Origin of the sequence: Cupriavidus pampae, assembly GCF_914271485.1 — a bacterium.
GTDB lineage: Bacteria > Pseudomonadota > Gammaproteobacteria > Burkholderiales > Burkholderiaceae > Cupriavidus > Cupriavidus pampae.
Genome location: NZ_CAJZAG010000015.1, coordinates 63,558 through 81,079, shown reverse-complemented (window position 1 = coordinate 81,079; position 17,522 = coordinate 63,558). Strand labels below are relative to the sequence as shown.

The following is a 17,522-nucleotide window of genomic DNA, read 5'->3' as shown; positions in this document are numbered from 1 at the left end:
GCGCCTTGATACATATCGCATCATCCCAATCAGGCATTGCAAGCATATTCCGGTGCGACTAATCTGTGAATTGCAATATTCTGATGATCCGATGCATGTCACACATTAATTTCGCATTGGAAGACCTGCAGGCATTCGTCGCGACTGCCGAAAAGGGAAGCTTCCGTATAGCCGCCGAGGCACTTCACATCTCGCAACCAGCACTTAGCCGACGGATCGAAAAGCTGGAAAAAACGCTCGGCTCCCGCTTGCTGGACCGGACGACGCGCCGCGTGGAAACGACGAATGTCGGCCGGCAGTTCCTGGAGGAGGCGCGAGCCGCATTGGATATCCTCGATAACGCAGTATTTCGGCTTGGCGACGAGACTACGCTTCGCCGTGGCCTGGTGACAGTGGCTGCCATACCATCTGCCGCGCTGCATTTACTGCCGCATGCGATCAATGCTTTTGCCAAAAGACATCCGGGCGTGCGCGTCCGTGTCATTGACGAAAGCGCAACCGCTGTACTGACAAGCGTCATGTCGGGAGAGTCGGATTTCGGGCTCAACTTCATGGGCGCCCTGGAACCTAGCATCGAGTTCCATGCGATCCGCGCCGAGCCCTATCGATTGGTGTTGCGGCGAGACCATGAGTGGGCCGGGCGGGCCTGCGTAGCCTGGGAGGAGTTGGCGGGGCAACGGATGGTCAGCGTGTCGAAGCAAAGTGGTAATCGCGCCTTGATCGAAACTGCCATCGCCCGCCTCGAGCGACGACCTACCATTCATTACGAAGCCAACCACGTCGTGGGGGTGTTAGCGCTGGTTGACGCCGGTCTGGGCATGGCGGTGCTCCCAGGCATGGCGGTGCCGCGCGATCATTCCCGGCTTCGCGCAATACCCTTGATCGAACCTAACGTGGACCGCGTCCTTGCACTGATACGCCGCCGAGACAGGCCATTGCGGCCCGCCGCGGAGGCGTTATATGAAACGATCATCTTGGAAATGACGGGTATCTGATTGTCCAATTGGTATGACTATTCCACCCGGAAATCATTGGCTCCTTGATTTGGGGCCCTGATGGAGCATACGGGTCCGATGGGCTCTCTTTCGGTGCCAACGGTCTGCGGGTGAAGTTCTCTGGCCGACCCATTGCTGCCGATACGTGATACGAGCAGAACGACCGCTTCCTGATGTCTCACGGTCGGTGATTCATTGTCATTTCTGAGAGAGCAGCGCGGGCTCGCGACCTTACGTAGAAGAGAGATCAGGATGGCCCGGCGACGTCCGAGCACACAGACCGAGCGCGAAGATCAAACTGGTCGCGACGAGCACGGTATCGTCTGTCCGGATGCCAAGATGGTCGACCCCGACCTTTGCGCCGCGTGCCGAGATGGCAAAGTTCACACGGGATCTTCAAGCATCCACTTTGCGTAGTCGTATTTCACGACCGTCTGCTCGGATGCAAAGAGGGCGGAATAGTAGCGAACCGCTGCGGTCCTCTTCATAGCCTACGGGTTACGCACACTCCGTGCACTAAGTCGTTTAGGACGCGATCGAAATGTCGGTGCTTCTCAATCGCCAGAGACCGATGCTCTTGCATCTACCATCTGTGCGTTTGCGAAGTTCCACACCTGCCGAGTGTCGGGCGCCACGTCACGTCACGGGTCTCCACCGTATAGCCATCTTCTTACAGCACTGTTTGCGGTCAAGGTAGTACAAGCACGTCGAGTGCGACTAGGCATGTTTGATTGCCCGCAGTGTTGCTGGGTGGGCAATAGTCTGAGGGCGCTTGTGAAGCGACATCGCATCGGTGAACGATCGATGCAAAGCTATTGTCTCCGTTAGGAGCGCGGAGAGACCGTGTCCTCTACACCGCACTAAGAAACTCGTTCGGAGTGGGGCCCATGATGTCCGTCCATCGCGCTATCCGAACGCCCCCGTGGGGGCCTTTGCGTGGATGCTTGGCGGGCACGCCGTTCTCACTGGGGGCATCACGGTCGTTACGCCGTCGTCGTCGCTTGCGGGCTTGCGCCGAACTCGCTTTGCGTGTCGGTCAGCGCGTCATGGAAGACCGAACCATCGATAAACCCCAAGTTCGAGGCAGGAATCGTCCCGGCGAGCGGGAGCGGCTCGCGCCGCTGCTGCGGAGTGCGGAGGTTGCGGAGGAAACAATGCGCCAGCGGAACCCAGCGGTGTAATCCGGATGAACACCGCGGCCGATCGCCCGGTTCGCGTTGCGACATGCCAGCGGTGGAGCAATAGTCGCCTACTAAGCGGTAGTCCTGCCGCGACAGAGCATGGCGGTTGGCTTACGCTCTATTTGTCCTCCGACAGAAGTCTTGTGCACAGCAGTTCAGAGCAAAGAGTCAGCGCAAGGGCGAAAGAAACGGCCTCACGCCTGGCTCAACATCACTGGACTGATCGGCCTTCGGATGCCATCCTCTCAGTGCCCGCACGTCGGTATCGACGTCTCGTCATGCCAGATCTTCCCGCAAGCCGATCGATAAGCAAATGACGTCTGACCAATTCCCGTGAACCTTAATGAGCTTAGGCTGCAATGGCGCGTGCTGACCTTCTATGAGCGGTTTGAGCAGATCATCGCCCATATCCTGAGCGTCGTAATCTCCGTGATCATTGTCGTATCGCTGTGGCAGCTGATTCGGGCGGTCGTCTCGCTGTTATTGTCAGGGGCGTTCGATTCCTTGGATCATGCGATCTTCCAAGCGGTCTTCGGGATGGTGATGACGCTCCTGATCGCGATGGAGTTCAAACATTCGATCACGCGCGTTATGTTAAGACGCGATCACATCGTGCAAGTCAAGACCGTGATCCTGGTAGCGATGCTCGCGATAGCGCGCAAGTTCATCATCCTTGATCCGGCCACGGACCCGGCTCACATTGCGGCACTCGCGGCCGGCTTGGTTTCACTTGGCAGCGTCTATTGGCTGATGCGGCAGCGCGACGATCCTGTCGATGCCGCGATTGCCGAGTTTGCCGCGAAGGATCGTGAAGAGCGCGTCTGATTCACCTCTAAGTCTCGGAGTTCACCAGTACTTTCCGGTTTTACTCCATCCTCGGCGCAAAGCCGCGGATGGTGGGCAGGCGCGTTGTCGCTTGGCGACCTGCAGCCAATAACCCGTCCATAAAGGTAACTCTTTTACTGAACATACCTTTTTCGACTCGCCTGCTGTGCCCCGCCGTGCCTCAGTCCCGAAGTCGCATTTTGTCCCTGCGCTAAAGCAGCGTGTCCGTATGCAGAAAAAACTAACCTAACATCGACGGCAATAGAACACTAGACTCCGAGGAGTCACGAGTTCGATCTCCTCCGTGGCAAATGCAACGCCATGGAGCAAAATGTCACGTCCTTCAGAATTTCTTTACCTTCACTGCCACTCGATTGACGCATCCCGCACGGACTGTGCCGTAGAGTCAACGCAATGGATCTTGTGTGTCATCCCTGCGGATCGAACCACCGTGCATGCGAGCGCCGACGGGGGCAGCGCGTGCTCATTTCATAGTATTCGAGTCAGTGCGCCGTTTATCGCGCTCGTGCCGGCATGGGCGCGCATCGAGTTCGGCAATGACGCCGATCCGCGAGGTCTTGTCGTTGCGCTCAATTCGGCAAAGCTGAGAGAAACCGCTCGAAAGACGCTCGGTACCAAGTCTTGTGAAATCCCGTGCTGGGTCACAGCGTGGGACCCGTTCCTACGCGAAGCGGCTGACATGCTGATGACGTTGCACTCGGGCATAAGCCCCAACCCCATGTGTCTGGCTGCGTTCGCTGACGTTATCTCGCTTCATCTTGCGTGCCGCTACGGACGCAACGCCGATAAGCGTGAGGTGGGGACGAGTCTCTCCGAGACAAAACTGGGCGTCGTGGAACACTTCATACACGAACACATCGCGGAGAACATCCAGATCGTGCACCTTGCGGGGCTTCTGCACATGAGTCCGTCCCATTTTGCGCATGCCTTCAAGAATGCGACGGGGCTTGCGCCACATTTCTATCTGACGACCAAGAGGTTGAAATTTGCGCAGCTGATGCTGTTCGAAGGAAGTCTGCCGCTAGTCGATGTCGCGGCACGCGCGGGCTTTCAGACGCAGCAGCATTTCACCGAAGTGTTTCATCGATATGCAGGCTGCACGCCTCGCGCTTTCCGCCTCGCGCATCACCGCCCAACGATCGGGTGAACCGCTCGCGGCTCGCGATCCATGAGCGACCAACACGCGCAGGAATCCGACACCTCTGGGCAGGAACGCGAAAGAGTCGCACGCCTCCCGTACGTATGCTTGGCCATATCCGCGGCATAACAATTGTGCAGGCTGTGGGCGCGGGCCCGATTACCGTCGCCGCACTCGTGAGCGTATCTCGCGCCCTACGTCGACGTACCCCGCTGCGCGTTATGGAGAACACCATGAAGACTAGCCTCCCATTAGCTGCAAGGCTCTCGATGCTCGTGCTTGCGCTATCCGCTTGTGGCTTGGTGGCCAGCGGAGCGACCGCTCAGGAAACGCCTATCGCGGGCAAGGCGACACTTGGCGTAACTGTCACTGAAGCCCAATTGGTTGCAACGGGCTGGCGCGCATCGAAGATGATCCACACCGATGTCTACAACGAAAATAACGAAAAAGTTGGCCGCATCGACGACCTGATTGTGGCACCCAATGGCTCCGTCTCCGCGGCGGTTATCGACGTGGGCGGCTTTCTCGGGATGGCGACGCATCGCGTCGCCATCCCGGTTCAGCATTTCAAGCAGATTGCGCCGAAGGCAATCCTGCCCGGCGCAAACAAGGAGGCGCTGAAGAAGCTGCCGGAGTTCGAATATGCCAAGGGCTGACTTCGGGCCGCGCCGCCGCAGCATCTGACGATTCGGGCGGCTCTAGCGGCTTGTCGGAAAAGGGAGTGCAGCGGCGCAAAATTTCCCCTTCCGTTTCCTGCGCAAGAGCCCCCGAGGAAAAGAGGCGCGAGAGTGGGGGTCGCGCCAGCGACCCTACATTCGGCCTTCGCGGATTAGCTGCTGTGCTCCCGCGTGTAGATCCCCTCATCACTTTCGTACGACCCCTCGTCTTCAAACCTTCACTGCCTATCCAACGGAGGACACCATGGCCACTTGCAGCGTCTGCGGAAAGCCGGCGACCGCGCAGATCACAATCACCGAGAACGGCCAGCGTCGTCAGTTGATGCTGTGCGACGAGCACTCCATGGCGTTCATGGCGCGCAATCAGCGTAGCCTTTCGCCGCTTGAATCACTCTTTCACGGCGGCCTCTTCGAAAGTCTCTTCGACGACATTTGGTCGCCGCTCGAAGGCAGGCTCGGGGGCCGGCAATCTCTCGGCCAGGCCGACGAGAGGCGCGAGCATGCAGGAGAGGGCGGCGATGGCGGCGATGGGGGCGAGGGCGTAGGTGAGCGCGCGGTGAGGGCCGGCGACCGACCGCGTCGACATCGCCGTGCGCGCGAAGCCGTTGACCTGCAGACGTTCCTAAGCGAGAGCGGCCTGGACCGATTGCAGGCGGCCGCACAAGCGGCGGTTGAGTTCGGTAAGTCCGAAGTCGATACAGAACACCTGCTGCTCGCACTTGCCGACAACAACGTGGTGCAGGAGATCCTACGCGAATTCAAGCTCGAGCCCGATGAGATCAAGACGGACGTTGGGAAGAACGCTCCGCGCGGCACTCGCGGCGAGAAGACGGACGAGGAGCGCATCGGCGTATCGCCGCGCGCGAAGAGCGCCCTTGAGAACGCGCTTACCGCCTCAAGAGAACTTGGCCACAGCTATGTCGGACCGGAGCATATCCTCATCGGACTCGTCGAAGAGGAGGACGGCTTTGCGGGCGAGCTGCTGCGCAAGTACGGACTGTCGTCGCATGCGCTCCGGCAGAAGACAGTCAAGGTGGTCGGCAAGGGCGCCGAGGAAGGCACGGTCGAGGGCCGTTCTACCACGCCAACGCTTGACAAGTACGCGCGCGACCTCAGCGAACTTGCGAGGCGTGGCAAGCTCGATCCGGTGATCGGTCGCGACAAGGAAATCGAAACGACCATTGAGGTTCTTGCCCGCCGGCGCAAGAACAACCCGGTGCTGATCGGCGAACCGGGCGTTGGCAAGACGGCGATTGTCGAAGGACTCGCGCAGCGCATCGCCCAAGATCAAGTGCCGGAAGTGCTGCGCGGCAAACGCATTGTCGAGTTGAACATAAACAGCGTGGTCGCGGGCGCGAAGTATCGCGGTGAGTTCGAAGAGCGCGTGAAGCAGGTGCTCGATGAGATCGTCGGGAACCAAGACCGGCTGATTGTATTCATCGACGAATTGCACACTATCGTCGGTGCGGGCCAGGGCGGCGGCGAAGGCGGCCTCGATATCGGTAACGTGTTCAAGCCTGCGCTCGCGCGCGGCGAGCTGCATCTCGTGGGCGCCACGACGCTCAACGAATACCAAAAGTACATCGAAAAGGACTCGGCGCTCGAACGTCGCTTCCAACCGGTGAATGTGCCTGAGCCGAGCGTCCCGGAAACCATTGAGATTCTGCGCGGACTGCGCGACCGCCTTGAAGCGCATCATAAGGTGAAGCTTACCGAAGAGGCCATCGCGGCCGCGGCCAAGCTCTCGGACCGCTATATCACCGCGCGTTTCCTGCCCGACAAGGCGATCGACCTGCTGGACCAAGCGGCCGCCCGCGTGCGCATCTCGTCAAACTCCCGGCCGATACAACTACACGACATCGAGGCGACCATCCGCCGCACGCGCCAGGAACAGGATGCGGCGAGCTCGGCCAAACAGTTTGACAAGGCAAAGGAACTGGAAGGCAAGCTCGTCTCTGAACAGAAGCGCCTTGACGATGCGACCGAAGCGTGGAAGAAGGAACGTGGCACCAGTTCGCAAGAGGTGACGGCCGAGGACATCGCGCAGGTCGTGGCGTCGCTTACCGGCGTGCCGGTGTCAGAGCTCACAGCAGAGGACCGAGAGAAGCTGCTGCGTCTGGAAGATCGCCTGAGGGAACGTGTGGTCGGTCAAGATGACGCTGTCAGCGCTGTTGCGAAGGCCGTCCGTCTCTCCCGTGCCGGTCTCACCGAAGCCGGCAAGCCGACCGCGAGCTTCCTTTTTCTCGGACCGACTGGCGTAGGCAAGACCGAGCTCGCCAAAGCACTCGCCGCCTCAGTGTTCGGCGACGAGAACGCACTGGTGCGCATCGACATGAGTGAGTACTCCGAGCGGCATACAGTAGCGCGCTTGGTGGGCTCGCCCCCCGGCTATGTCGGCTATGAGGAAGGTGGTCAGCTGACGGAGCGGGTGCGGCGGCGCCCCTATTGCGTGGTGCTACTCGATGAAATCGAGAAGGCGCATTCGGAAGTGCATAACATGCTGCTGCAGCTCTTCGACGAAGGCCGTCTCACCGACGGCAAGGGACGTCTCGTGGATTTCACGAACACCATCATCATCGCGACAAGCAATATCGGGTCGCAAATGATCCAGGAGAACATGCGCTCCGACAAGAAGCAGCTCGACTACCCCGCGTTGCGTGACCGTCTGATGGAGGTACTACGCCACCACTTTAGACCTGAGTTCTTGAACCGGGTCGATGAGGTCGTGGTGTTCCATGCGCTAGGCAAGGCGCAGATCCGCAGCATCGTTGATCTGCAACTCGCGCGCGTGCAGCGAACGGCGGCCGGACAGAACATTGAGTTGTCGTTCGACGACACGCTGCGCCATCACCTCGCGGAGATTGGCTATGACCCCGAGTTCGGCGCACGCATTCTCAAGCGCAAGATCCGCGCGGAAGTGGAATCGCAACTCGCTGATGCCTTGCTGCGGGGCGACGTGCGCGATGGCGACAAAGTGACGATCACCTATGACGCGGGAGCGAATGCAGTGCGCGTGCAGAAGCCATCCGTCGATGCGAAAACGGCGCGCCAAGCGAAGGAGCAGAAACTGGCGCACGTATGATGGAAGGTCCCGGGCGATGCCGGTGGCGCGGCGTCGCCTTCCAAGTGTCAAGACACCTGGCGACAGGGCTTGGCGGTCTGAATCGTGCAGGCTTGAGTCGGAGGGGTGGAGCTCTGGTGGCCAATTGCCGGAGCACGTCGTCGCGAGGAGCCGCTCAGCCGCCATTAAGATAGCGATGCACGAGCGCCACGCACATCGCGCCTTCGCCTACCGCCGATGCAACGCGCTTGATCGACGCATGGCGCACGTCGCCCGCAGCGAACACGCCCGGCATGCTGGTCTCGAGATGCAGCGGCGCGCGATCGAGCGGCCATCGCAGGCTACGCTCGAACTCACGCAGGTCTGGACCGGTGACAAGATAGCCTGCCTCGTCCCGCACGATGCCCACCTGCGCCGCCCATTCTGTTTGCGGGACGCCACCGATGCAGACGAAGAGCCAGTGCGTTTTCACGTTGCGGTGCTGGCCGGTACGTCTATCGGTCAACGTAATTTCACGCAGTGTCTCGTCCCCGGCGAGCGCCGTGACGTGCGTGCACGTCTTAACTTCAATATTCGGTGCCGAGTTCACGCGGTCCACCAGATATTGCGAGAGCGTGCTCTTCAGCGACGCATCGCGCACTACCATGCAGACGCGATTTGCCGACTGTGCGAAGTACATCGCCGCTTGCCCCGCAGAGTTTCCGCCGCCAACGACATAGACGTCCTCGCCATGCATGAGTGCTGCTTCACTCGCACCCGCGCCATAATAAAGGCCGGAGCCGAACAACCGCTCCTCGTCGGCCAGGCCGAGCTTGCGATACGCTACCCCGGTCGCGCAGATCGACGCTCGCGCTGTGATGCGGGTGCCGTCTTCCAGATAAACGACGCCCTTACCCGGCGGAAATTCCGCCCGCGTGCCGGCACGCGCGAGGAGTATTTCGGAACCGAACTTCATCGCCTGAGAGCGAGCGCGCTCTGCGAGTTCCCAACCACCGATACCATCCGGAAAGCCGAGGTAATTTTCGATTTTGGAACTGCTGCCGGCCTGGCCGCCGAGGGCCCAGCGCTCCACCAGCACCGTGCGCAGTCCTTCCGAAGCACCGTACACCGCCGCGCTCAGTCCCGCCGGACCGGCGCCGTAAATGGCGAGATCGTACTCCGAGCGTGAGGGATTGGCGAACCACCCGAGCTTTTCGGTGATCTGTCGGACGGTCGGGCACTCGAGCCGTGTGCCGTCATTGAACACGCACACTGGCAAACGCGAATCGGATAGATGCTGTACACGCGCAAGCGATGCGGCGTCCTCATCAGATGTGAGTTCAATCCATTCGAAAGGGATGTCGCTGCGATGGAGAAAGTCGCGAATCGCGTAGCCGTTGGCTGTGCGCCTTCGCCCGTAGATCTTGACCATGAATGTAGCTCCCGGTGCGTCTTCCGTTCCCGTCTGGCAGCGCGACACGGACTACCATACGCGCGCGCTGGCTCGCGCGTCTTTTTTGATCCTGCCTCGCTTTGTCTGATTTCTGCGGTTTCGATGCCGCGTCTGACGACCTGAAGGGTGACGTCGTCAGTGGGGACGACGCCAAAGCGGCCGAGGCTCGTCACGCAGACGATGGCATCAAGTTGCCCGGGGGGGAGGGCGCGGCGGAGCTCCTACTAGAAAAGGAATTCTTGATCAAAATTACACACCGTTGCATTCAGCTTGCGGTTTGAAACTTTCTCGTAACCGGTCAATGAATTTCGACCTAATAAGGGCGTTGAGTGTTGTTTTTTCTGTGGATCAGAGCGCAAGCGTGCAAGAACCCGACGTACGTCGGGCGGGGAAACGGAGGTCGGTGCAGGAGAGGGTCACACTTGATAGGTCGGCAGCGTCTGGCCGCTAACCCACTGCGGTGAGCTAGGCAGGCGAAGCTCGGTCGCGCCGAGGGTGCTCGGACGCAGGGATCTCGAGCCGAAGGACGGGCTTTGCGGCCGTGGCGCGGAATGCGGATGTTATGGTTCTGAGGGTCGCAGCGCCTTTTTACGCGCGCCCCAACGCCTGCCCATAGGGCAGCAGTCCGCCTTTCGCGTACTCTGGTAATGCTGCCATTCGAAGGGCGAGTCCTCCGATGGGTTTAGCTGCATATCGAGCTGGTCATTGTCGTGAGGAGAGCAAGGGGCTGCGAGTGAGCAACAGCGGGGCCACGCTTTCATAGTGGGCCGCTATCGACCCCTGGCGGTCTGCCGAGACAGCGAATATAGCTGCCGCTTCCCATAGCCTGCCTAGGCGGTCGGTCATCTAACTTGGTCGATGGCTCAGACAGCGCGAGTGGCATTGCCTTTTTCGCCCGTTACATGCGTAGCATGAACTCTGCAAAGGCCTCCGAGGTAAGCGGACGGCTTATTAGATAACCCTGAATGGAGTCACAGCCGGCGTCTTTTAATTCTTCGACCTGGCGCTCGCTCTCGACGCCTTCTGCGATAGTTTTCATGCCCAACGAACGGGCAAGACCGACGATGCCTCGAAGGACTGCCGTGGCCTTCTCTGAATCCACCAGCGCTCGGACAAACGACTTGTCGATCTTGAGAGTGTCGATCGGCAGCCGGACTAGATAGCTGAGACTGGAGTATCCAGCGCCGAAGTCGTCCAGCGAGGTAGATATACCTGCTTGCTTCAGCGCCGCAAGAACTGACGATGCCTTTTCGATATCGCTTACTAGAGAATCCTCTGTGACTTCAACATCGAGCATAGTGGGGGAGATGTCGTGCGCCCTCGCGATCTCGAGAATCCTGTTTGTAAGCCCCAGTCCGAGAAGTTGCCGAGCCGACAGATTGAGGCTAATGCGCGGTACAAGGACGCCCCTCTGCCGCCATGCCACGATATGCAGGCAAACTTGATTGACCAGCCATTCGACGAGCGCCCCTTCGTATGGGGAGTCAAGCAACAGATCCAAGAATGCGTAAGGTGTCAACAAGCCCCGATCGGGATGACGCCACCGAAGAAGCGCCTCGGCGCCGATTAGGGAGGCGTCCGCGAGTGCTATCTGAGGCTGGAAATGGAGCTCGAACTGATTGGCCGCGAATGCCTCACGAAGATCGTTGCGCAAGGCAACGCGGTCGCGCATGCCGCGGTCGAGTGCCGTATCGTACGTGCGGACTTGCAACCCGCCAGATGATTTCGCTGCGTACATGGCAGTATCGGCATGACTTAGCAACGCCTCGGCTGACTCCGATTCTTCTCTCAGCAGTGCGATACCAACGCTGGCCGACAGGGATACGGACCTGCCGTAAACCGGGAATGGCAGTGCGAGCACATTGAGCACCGAGTGCGCAAATGCTTCTGCCGCGCTTTCAGTGGTATTGCGTAACAACAGAACAAACTCGTCGCCTCCTACGCGCGCGGCAAAGAAAGCAGGTTCGAGAATTGCGAGTAGCCTCGTCGCAAAGGCGCGTAGCAACTCATCGCCGACAGCATGACCGAACGCGTCGTTGACTTCCTTGAGATGGTCCAAGTCGATATATAGCACCGCCAGGGAAACACCGTTAGTAAAGCCAGACGAAGCAGCCTCAGCGACGGCGCACGATAGTGTTTGCATGCACTTGCGTCGGTTAGCCAAGCCAGTCAGAAAGTCGTGGCTCGCCTCGAATTCCAACTGCGCGGCGTGCTCATGTTCGCGCGTGACGTCGCGGAAGAGGACCGTAATCCCATCGTCGTGGTGAAATGAGCGAGCTTCAAACCAAGTGCTGAGCGGTGCGTAAAAGTCAGTGTGACGTCCGGGAAGCCCTGTTGCCGCCGTTTGCTGGTAGGTGCGATAGTAGCCGGAGTCCACCAGGTCCGGGTAACACTGCCATATGTCGCGTCCAAGCAGGTTTTCCCGCTCCTGCCGGAGGTATCGTTCAGCCGTATTGTTGAGGTAGGTGAAGCGCCACGACTTGTCTATCGACATGAATCCGTCGCTCAGGCTATCCAGCATTTCGTCAAGGTGAGCCGGTTCAGGCTTTTGGGCGCCGGCATCTGTCAGGCGAGGAGGATTAGGAGTGTGTCGTTCCATTCATTGGCCTGCTGAGCGCGTTGGACCCAAAAGTCCTTGTTCGTGCGCAAACCTTGGGCCGTTGCATTTTAGCCGCGCTATAGCGCTGATCGAAGATTCGTCCGCACTTGCCCTCTGCCGCATTGGGACTGGAATGACATCGTCCCTCGCTGCATTCTGTTATCTATTGTAGTCAAGCCATACATCGGTGTGGCGTGAGTTCCTTTCCCTCGACGAGAATCCCTAGCGGCCGCACGCCGGCTGGGAGGACCGGTGGCGTAAGGCATAGGGGCTTCTTCGCGCCATCGGCATTGCCCGTGATACGAGCTCTCGACAAATCTCGCCGCCGTGACCGATGTTGGACCTTCTGGATACGCCAAGTATGGGAGTTCCGAATTCAGATTTCGGCAAAGCGGACCTCCATCGCGCGGCTATCGATGGCTGCAACTAGCCGGAAGTAGACGGGGATATCTCAAATCACACGCCTTGGCCATTTTTGAAATGTAACGAACGACTCCCGTTTCTGAGCTCGATAGCGGAGAGATGACCATGCGTTGGTCTGAGGTTTCTTTGGAACCATGAGCAAATACTGAGCGACGCTCGGGCGCTTGGCCATGGAACGAGACTTGCGACGTAGTTCGGCGGGAGTACTGGGTGCCCGCTCACCCCGCAAACAGGAAATAGAAATGGCAAGGCCCAAGACCTGGATGCGGTTCTGCAATCGGTGTGTTTTTTGACGGACATCGAATGGCGACTGTTTGGCGCTCGCTGCGTTGGCGTTCTTCACTGCCAGGGCGACTGGATCTTCCAGCTGAAGCTTTGCCGCAACGTATCGCTCGGCGACACCGGTGGTGATGCCGATGGAGGGACCAGTTTGGATAAACGCGGCAACGAGGAGTAAGAGCAATGAGAATCCTCATCGCAGAAGATGACCCGGCAGAACGAGAAGCGCTCACTGAGCTTGCCCACGCGTGTGGTCACCTCGTCTACGCATGCCATGACGGTGTAGCGGCACTCGCTGCTGCGAGATGGTACATGCCGGATGTCATATTGCTTGATCTATCCATGCCCAACATGGGCGGGATGGAAACTGCGGCAGAGCTTCGAACTCGGTTTCCAAAGGCGCGGTGGAACGTTGTCGCCTACACCGGTTGCGACTCCATACAGATGAGGGTTGAAGCAAGCGCCGCCGGTTTTACACATTTTTTTATAAAGCCGGATGAGCTGCCCCAGGTGCTGGCGGTGCTCTGTGACCCAGTATGAGCTGCCTGGGCACCCGCTGGTGTTCCGCCCTGAATCGATGGGTGTCCGTGGAGCGCGCTATCAAAGCACATAATCGTAGGTTCGCGTCAAAACTCCAGTCTACGTAACGCATCGCTATGTGTTCGATCTGAGCGTTGCAAGTTATTACATCTGCCCACCCCTATGTTTCAATGCGATACGTCCGGCGCGCATAGGGCACACTTGCCAGCAGTCCGCTCTCAAAATAACTTGATGGCGTGAAACTCCTAGAACGCGCTGGGCTTGAGGCACCTTTCCGGGACGAGCATCGAGACCGTCATCCTCAGGGGACCGGCCAGCGAAGTACGCAAACTTGCTAACGCGATCAGCGAGACTCTGAGGCGCGGATCGCTGCGATGGCCCGGAGATTTCGCGCCAAGAGGCCCGAGGCTGGCCACCTCATACCCGCGATCGACATCGAATGGGATATCCGCCGACGTCCAGCTTCCGTGATCAGACCCCCTATCGACTTTGGTCAGCACTTGTAATGACCGGAGCAGACCCGATGCGCCATGAATCGCATGCGCATCCGCACGCCCACCAGCATCATTCCCACGACTGAACGCAACGGGCGGCACGTACCCCGTCGGGCGCGCAGACGCTCAAGATAACGCTGGTCGATTGGTATGAGGTTTGCTTAATTCTTCATACGTTTTCATAAAACAATAAATGAACCAGTCGTACAATCTCCGTCCGGTGCCGGGCCGGCGCCGTTCTTCCATTGCATCCCCCCTCCTCGCAGCATCCGCACTGATTGCACCATCATTGGGTAGGGCGGGTGGTATTCAGGATTTACCCCCCGTAACGGTGCATGCCGATGCGGGCGTAATCACCACGACCGATACGGGTGTGAGCGCCAATCAAGGCTTCATCACCCGCGAACAATTGCAGAACCGTCCATTGCTGCGGCCGGGCGAACTGCTCGAAACGGTGCCTGGGCTGATCGTCACGCAGCATAGCGGCGACGGCAAGGCGAACCAGTACTTCCTGCGCGGCTTCAACCTTGATCACGGCACAGACCTTTCCACCTCGGTGGCGGGGATGCCGGTGAACATGCGGACTAACGCGCATGGGCAGGGCTATACCGACCTCAACTTCGTCATCCCGGACCTGGTCAACGGCATCGCCTACAAGAAAGGGACGTACTACGCCGAGGAGGGCGACTTCTCGGCAGCAGGTGCCGTCAGCATGGACTACATGTCCCAGTTGCCGTCCGGTATCGCGCAGATCGAACTGGGGCAGCAAGACTACCGCCGCGGCGTACTGGCCGATTCGCACGAGGTCGGGCCGGGCACCATGCTCTATGGCTTCGAGTGGATGGGGAACAATGGCCCATGGGCGTTACCGGAAGGCGTGCACAAGCTCAACGGCGTGTTGCGCTACACGATGCCACTCGGCGGCGGCGAGCACATCGGCGTGACCGCAATGGGCTATCGCAATAGCTGGGATGCCACCGATCAGGTGCCCCAGCGCGCGATCAACGAAGGGCTGATTTCCCGCTATGGGTACATCGATCCGAGCGATGGTGGCTACGCGTCGCGTTACAGCTTATCCGCCGACTGGCTGCGGCCGCTGGACTCGGGCCTATTCAAGGCCAATGCCTACGTCATCAAGAGCCGGCTGCAACTGTTCTCTAACTTCACATACGCGCTGAATAACCCGGAGCGCGGCGATCAATTCCAGCAGTTCGAGAATCGCGTGACGGCGGGCGTCAACGCGTCGCGTCTGTGGTTCGGCAAGCTTGGGCAGCGCGATACGGAAACAGAACTGGGTATGCAGGTGCGCTACGATCGCCTGGATCCAATCACGCTCGCCAATTCGGAAGCGCGTCAGATCTACGAGATGGTGCGCACCGACAAGGTTAACGAAACCAGCGCCGCGCTGTACGTCCGCAATGCCACCGAATGGCTGCCTTGGCTGCGCACCGTGGCCGGCCTGCGTGCCGACCAGTTCTGGTATGGCGTGTCAAGCGACAATCCGGTTAACTCGGGCAATGGCAGCGATCATATCCTTGGCCCCAAGTTCAGCGTGATCATGTCCCCGGCGGATCGGACTGAAGTGTTCCTGAATTATGGGCGGGGGTTCCACAGTAATGACGTGCGCGGGGCCACCACCACAATCGATCCCGCGACGGGCGAGGCTGCGCAGAAGGTGAGCGTGTTAGTTCCCGCCACTGGCTACGAGGTCGGTCTGCGTACGCAGCGTTTTGCGCCGGGCCTGCAGCTGTCAGCATCGCTGTGGCAGCTCGATATCGGTTCGGAACTGGTCTATTCGGGCGATGCCGGTACGACGGAGCCAAGCCCTCCGAGTCGTCGCCGCGGGGTGGAGCTGGCCGCGTACTATGCACCGGCCGAAGGTCCGTTGGCTGGCTTAATCGTCGATGCCGATGCGGCATTTTCGCGCGCGCGCTTTCGCGATCATGAAGACCTCGGCGACTACATCCCGGAATCGATCCAGACCACTGCATCCATGGGCATTTCGTACAACTGGGGGCGCTGGTCGGTGGGCGCGCGTGGGCGGTACTTTGGTCCTCGCCCGTTGATCGAGGACAATAGCGCGCGCTCGACGTCGTCGTTTCTCGTCAACATGAAGTTGGGCTATCGCGTGCTCAAGGATATACGCATATTTGCCGAGGTGCTGAATGTCTTCGGCAAGCGCGTCAATGACATGGACTACTACTATGCCTCGCTGCTGAAAGGCGAGGCATCGCCACTCAATGCCGATGGTGTCGCCACAGGGATCAATGACCACCACGTCCATCCGGCGGAGCCGAGAACGTTCCGCGAGGGAGTGCTCTGGAATTTCTGAGGCGGAGTGAACATAGGTGCGTGGTCTTGCGCAGTCGACAGCAGAGATGTCGTCAACGCTTAATCAGCGCTGCGCGTGTGGGGGGCCACCGCGACGTCCGTTTATCCCAAGCAGGTGCACTGACCGCGCTAGATTCTTTAGGGAACTACCGCCACCCATTGACTGCGCCATGCCGGAGCGGCAAAGGGCTCCGAGAAATACTGGGTCTCATGGATGACTTTCCCATCGCGAAACTCCATGATGCTCACCACGCATGACGGCTGTTCCTGATAGCGGATGATGTACTCGGTAATCCATAGATCGCCCATGCCGCGAATTCGCTTAACGTCGAATCCTGATGGTTTGTCGGAATGGTGCCCGCGCAATGCTTGCAGATTCGCGCGTCCAAAAATGCGTTCGCCAGATTGCGGGTAGTCGCAGATGGCTTGATCGTCATAGATATCATGCTCAGCTTGGAGGTCACCGGCCGCAGACGCGCGCCAGTGCATTTCCAACGCCTCACGTATCCCACCTTCCATGACAGCCTCCACTCTCCGGTGCACGTCGGTTGAGATTAGCATTGATCCCCTCATTTAGTCGCTCACGCGGCCGAACGAGGCGACGCGCCAGCGCTGTTATGACTATGCGATACCCGACCTCTGCGGTGGTCTCACCTCCGCGGATTCTCTTGGCGAAAAAAGGCCGACCGTTTGAGCGCGCTTGGATCGTGGGTGGCTTCCTCAGACCGCTCGACCGTCGCGCCGGAGTGCCCGGTGCCGCAGTCTTCCACGCCATGGGAGTTCGGCATCGATACATCGGAGATACCCGTAGGCTTCTATCCCACTTCCGAAGGGCTGCTTTTCGGCGTCTAAACCACTACCAACTAGATATAGCCCTGATCAAGGTTCCCTTATCATGACCAAAGTGTTCGTCACGGCAGAAGAGGCCGAGAAGCTTATCCCGCGCCGACGAAGAATCCACACGTTCATCCGCATCTTTGGCTGGATGGGCGCTAGTGTCGAGCGCGACAAGCTGCTAGAGGCATTCCAGGCCGCAAAGAACGTGGAGGTTTCGCAGGATGCCGCATGCTTCGATCACTACCTGGCGGTGAAGATCGATGGCATGGTGACGTACGTCGAAACCAACCTGAAGGCACTCACCAAGCTCGGTCTGTTGCCGCCACAGCGCAAGACGGTCTGATTCTGGCAACGCAAGCGCTGCCCGCGTCACCGCCCGCCGATCTTAGCGCGGCGCTCGCCTCTACGTCCTTCCGACGTCCTTGCCACGACAGTCCCGTGGAAGCGCCACTCAATCCTCCTCAAATCTTCCTTCGTCCTCGCTAGAGGGTGGGGACATTGGGCCTCAGTATTCCGTCCGGGATGGGGACGCTGCAGGCGCATTCTTCGGTGACAAAGAGCGCAACGTGCTACATCGCCATGTCTTCACCGAACCCCGGAGTGGAGGGATCGAACTCGATCCACGTCGTTAGGATGATCCTGGAGGCACTCCGCGCGCATCTCGTACGGCCCTCTCGAGAGCGAGATTT

At 59.4% G+C, this 17,522-nt stretch carries 12 protein-coding genes and 1 pseudogene; 9 read left to right on the top strand and 4 right to left on the bottom strand.

The genetic code is table 11. The features are described 5' to 3' along the window. The first annotated feature begins 95 nt into the window (after window positions 1-95). Window positions 96-995 (top strand): LysR family transcriptional regulator, encoded by a 900-nt coding sequence (locus tag LDO41_RS30435; RefSeq protein ID WP_223995057.1) that lies wholly within the window; start codon window positions 96-98, stop codon window positions 993-995. A 303-nt stretch (window positions 996-1,298) separates the two neighbouring features. Here the strand turns inward: LDO41_RS30435 and LDO41_RS30430 are convergent. Further along, window positions 1,299-1,483: pseudogene (locus tag LDO41_RS30430) on the bottom strand (ArsI/CadI family heavy metal resistance metalloenzyme); the annotation flags it as partial. A 1,026-nt stretch (window positions 1,484-2,509) separates the two neighbouring features. Here LDO41_RS30430 and LDO41_RS30425 point away from each other — a divergent pair. The 4 genes from LDO41_RS30425 (at window position 2,510) to LDO41_RS30410 (ending at window position 7,919) form a co-directional block, all read left to right on the top strand. Further along, window positions 2,510-3,001, top strand: coding sequence for a phosphate-starvation-inducible PsiE family protein (locus tag LDO41_RS30425; RefSeq protein WP_223995055.1), 492 nt, complete (start codon window positions 2,510-2,512; stop codon window positions 2,999-3,001). A gap of 451 nt (window positions 3,002-3,452) precedes the next feature. Continuing rightward, on the top strand, window positions 3,453-4,169 hold the full coding sequence (locus LDO41_RS30420) for a helix-turn-helix transcriptional regulator (protein WP_223995053.1): 717 nt from the start codon (window positions 3,453-3,455) through the stop codon (window positions 4,167-4,169). A gap of 224 nt (window positions 4,170-4,393) precedes the next feature. Continuing rightward, window positions 4,394-4,816 (top strand): PRC-barrel domain-containing protein, encoded by a 423-nt coding sequence (locus LDO41_RS30415; protein WP_223995051.1) that lies wholly within the window; start codon window positions 4,394-4,396, stop codon window positions 4,814-4,816. Window positions 4,817-5,081: 265 nt separating this feature from the next. Further along, entirely contained in the window at window positions 5,082-7,919 is a 2,838-nt protein-coding gene (locus tag LDO41_RS30410) for an ATP-dependent Clp protease ATP-binding subunit (RefSeq protein ID WP_223995049.1), read from the top strand. A 154-nt stretch (window positions 7,920-8,073) separates the two neighbouring features. On the opposite strand, the gene LDO41_RS30405 is transcribed toward LDO41_RS30410, so the two are convergent. Both LDO41_RS30405 and LDO41_RS30400 read right to left on the bottom strand, forming a co-directional pair. After that, the gene (locus LDO41_RS30405; RefSeq protein ID WP_223995047.1) at window positions 8,074-9,309 is read right to left on the bottom strand and encodes an NAD(P)/FAD-dependent oxidoreductase; all 1,236 of its coding nucleotides are present in this window, start codon (window positions 9,307-9,309) and stop codon (window positions 8,074-8,076) included. 919 nt (window positions 9,310-10,228) lie between these two features. Continuing rightward, window positions 10,229-11,929, bottom strand: coding sequence for a sensor domain-containing protein (locus LDO41_RS30400; protein WP_223995045.1), 1,701 nt, complete (start codon window positions 11,927-11,929; stop codon window positions 10,229-10,231). 712 nt (window positions 11,930-12,641) lie between these two features. On the opposite strand from LDO41_RS30400, the gene LDO41_RS30395 reads away from it, so the two are divergent. The 3 genes from LDO41_RS30395 to LDO41_RS30385 all read left to right on the top strand — a co-directional run bounded on the left by LDO41_RS30395 (window position 12,642) and on the right by LDO41_RS30385 (window position 15,997). Next, on the top strand, window positions 12,642-12,809 hold the full coding sequence (locus LDO41_RS30395) for a hypothetical protein (RefSeq protein ID WP_223995043.1): 168 nt from the start codon (window positions 12,642-12,644) through the stop codon (window positions 12,807-12,809). Between the two features lie 5 nt (window positions 12,810-12,814). Continuing rightward, window positions 12,815-13,171 carry a response regulator gene (locus LDO41_RS30390; RefSeq protein ID WP_223995041.1) on the top strand — a complete coding sequence of 119 codons (357 nt, stop codon included), beginning with the start codon at window positions 12,815-12,817 and terminating at the stop codon, window positions 13,169-13,171. Window positions 13,172-13,996: 825 nt separating this feature from the next. Beyond that, window positions 13,997-15,997 carry a TonB-dependent receptor gene (locus LDO41_RS30385; protein ID WP_223995183.1) on the top strand — a complete coding sequence of 667 codons (2,001 nt, stop codon included), beginning with the start codon at window positions 13,997-13,999 and terminating at the stop codon, window positions 15,995-15,997. A 137-nt stretch (window positions 15,998-16,134) separates the two neighbouring features. Here the strand turns inward: LDO41_RS30385 and LDO41_RS30380 are convergent, their stop codons facing one another. Further along, a complete protein-coding gene (locus LDO41_RS30380) occupies window positions 16,135-16,515 on the bottom strand; it encodes a nuclear transport factor 2-like protein (protein ID WP_223995039.1) in 381 nt (126 codons plus the stop codon). A 376-nt stretch (window positions 16,516-16,891) separates the two neighbouring features. Between LDO41_RS30380 and LDO41_RS30375 the strand changes: the two genes are divergently transcribed. Continuing rightward, window positions 16,892-17,176 (top strand): hypothetical protein, encoded by a 285-nt coding sequence (locus LDO41_RS30375; protein ID WP_223995037.1) that lies wholly within the window; start codon window positions 16,892-16,894, stop codon window positions 17,174-17,176. Window positions 17,177-17,522: the final 346 nt, after the last annotated feature.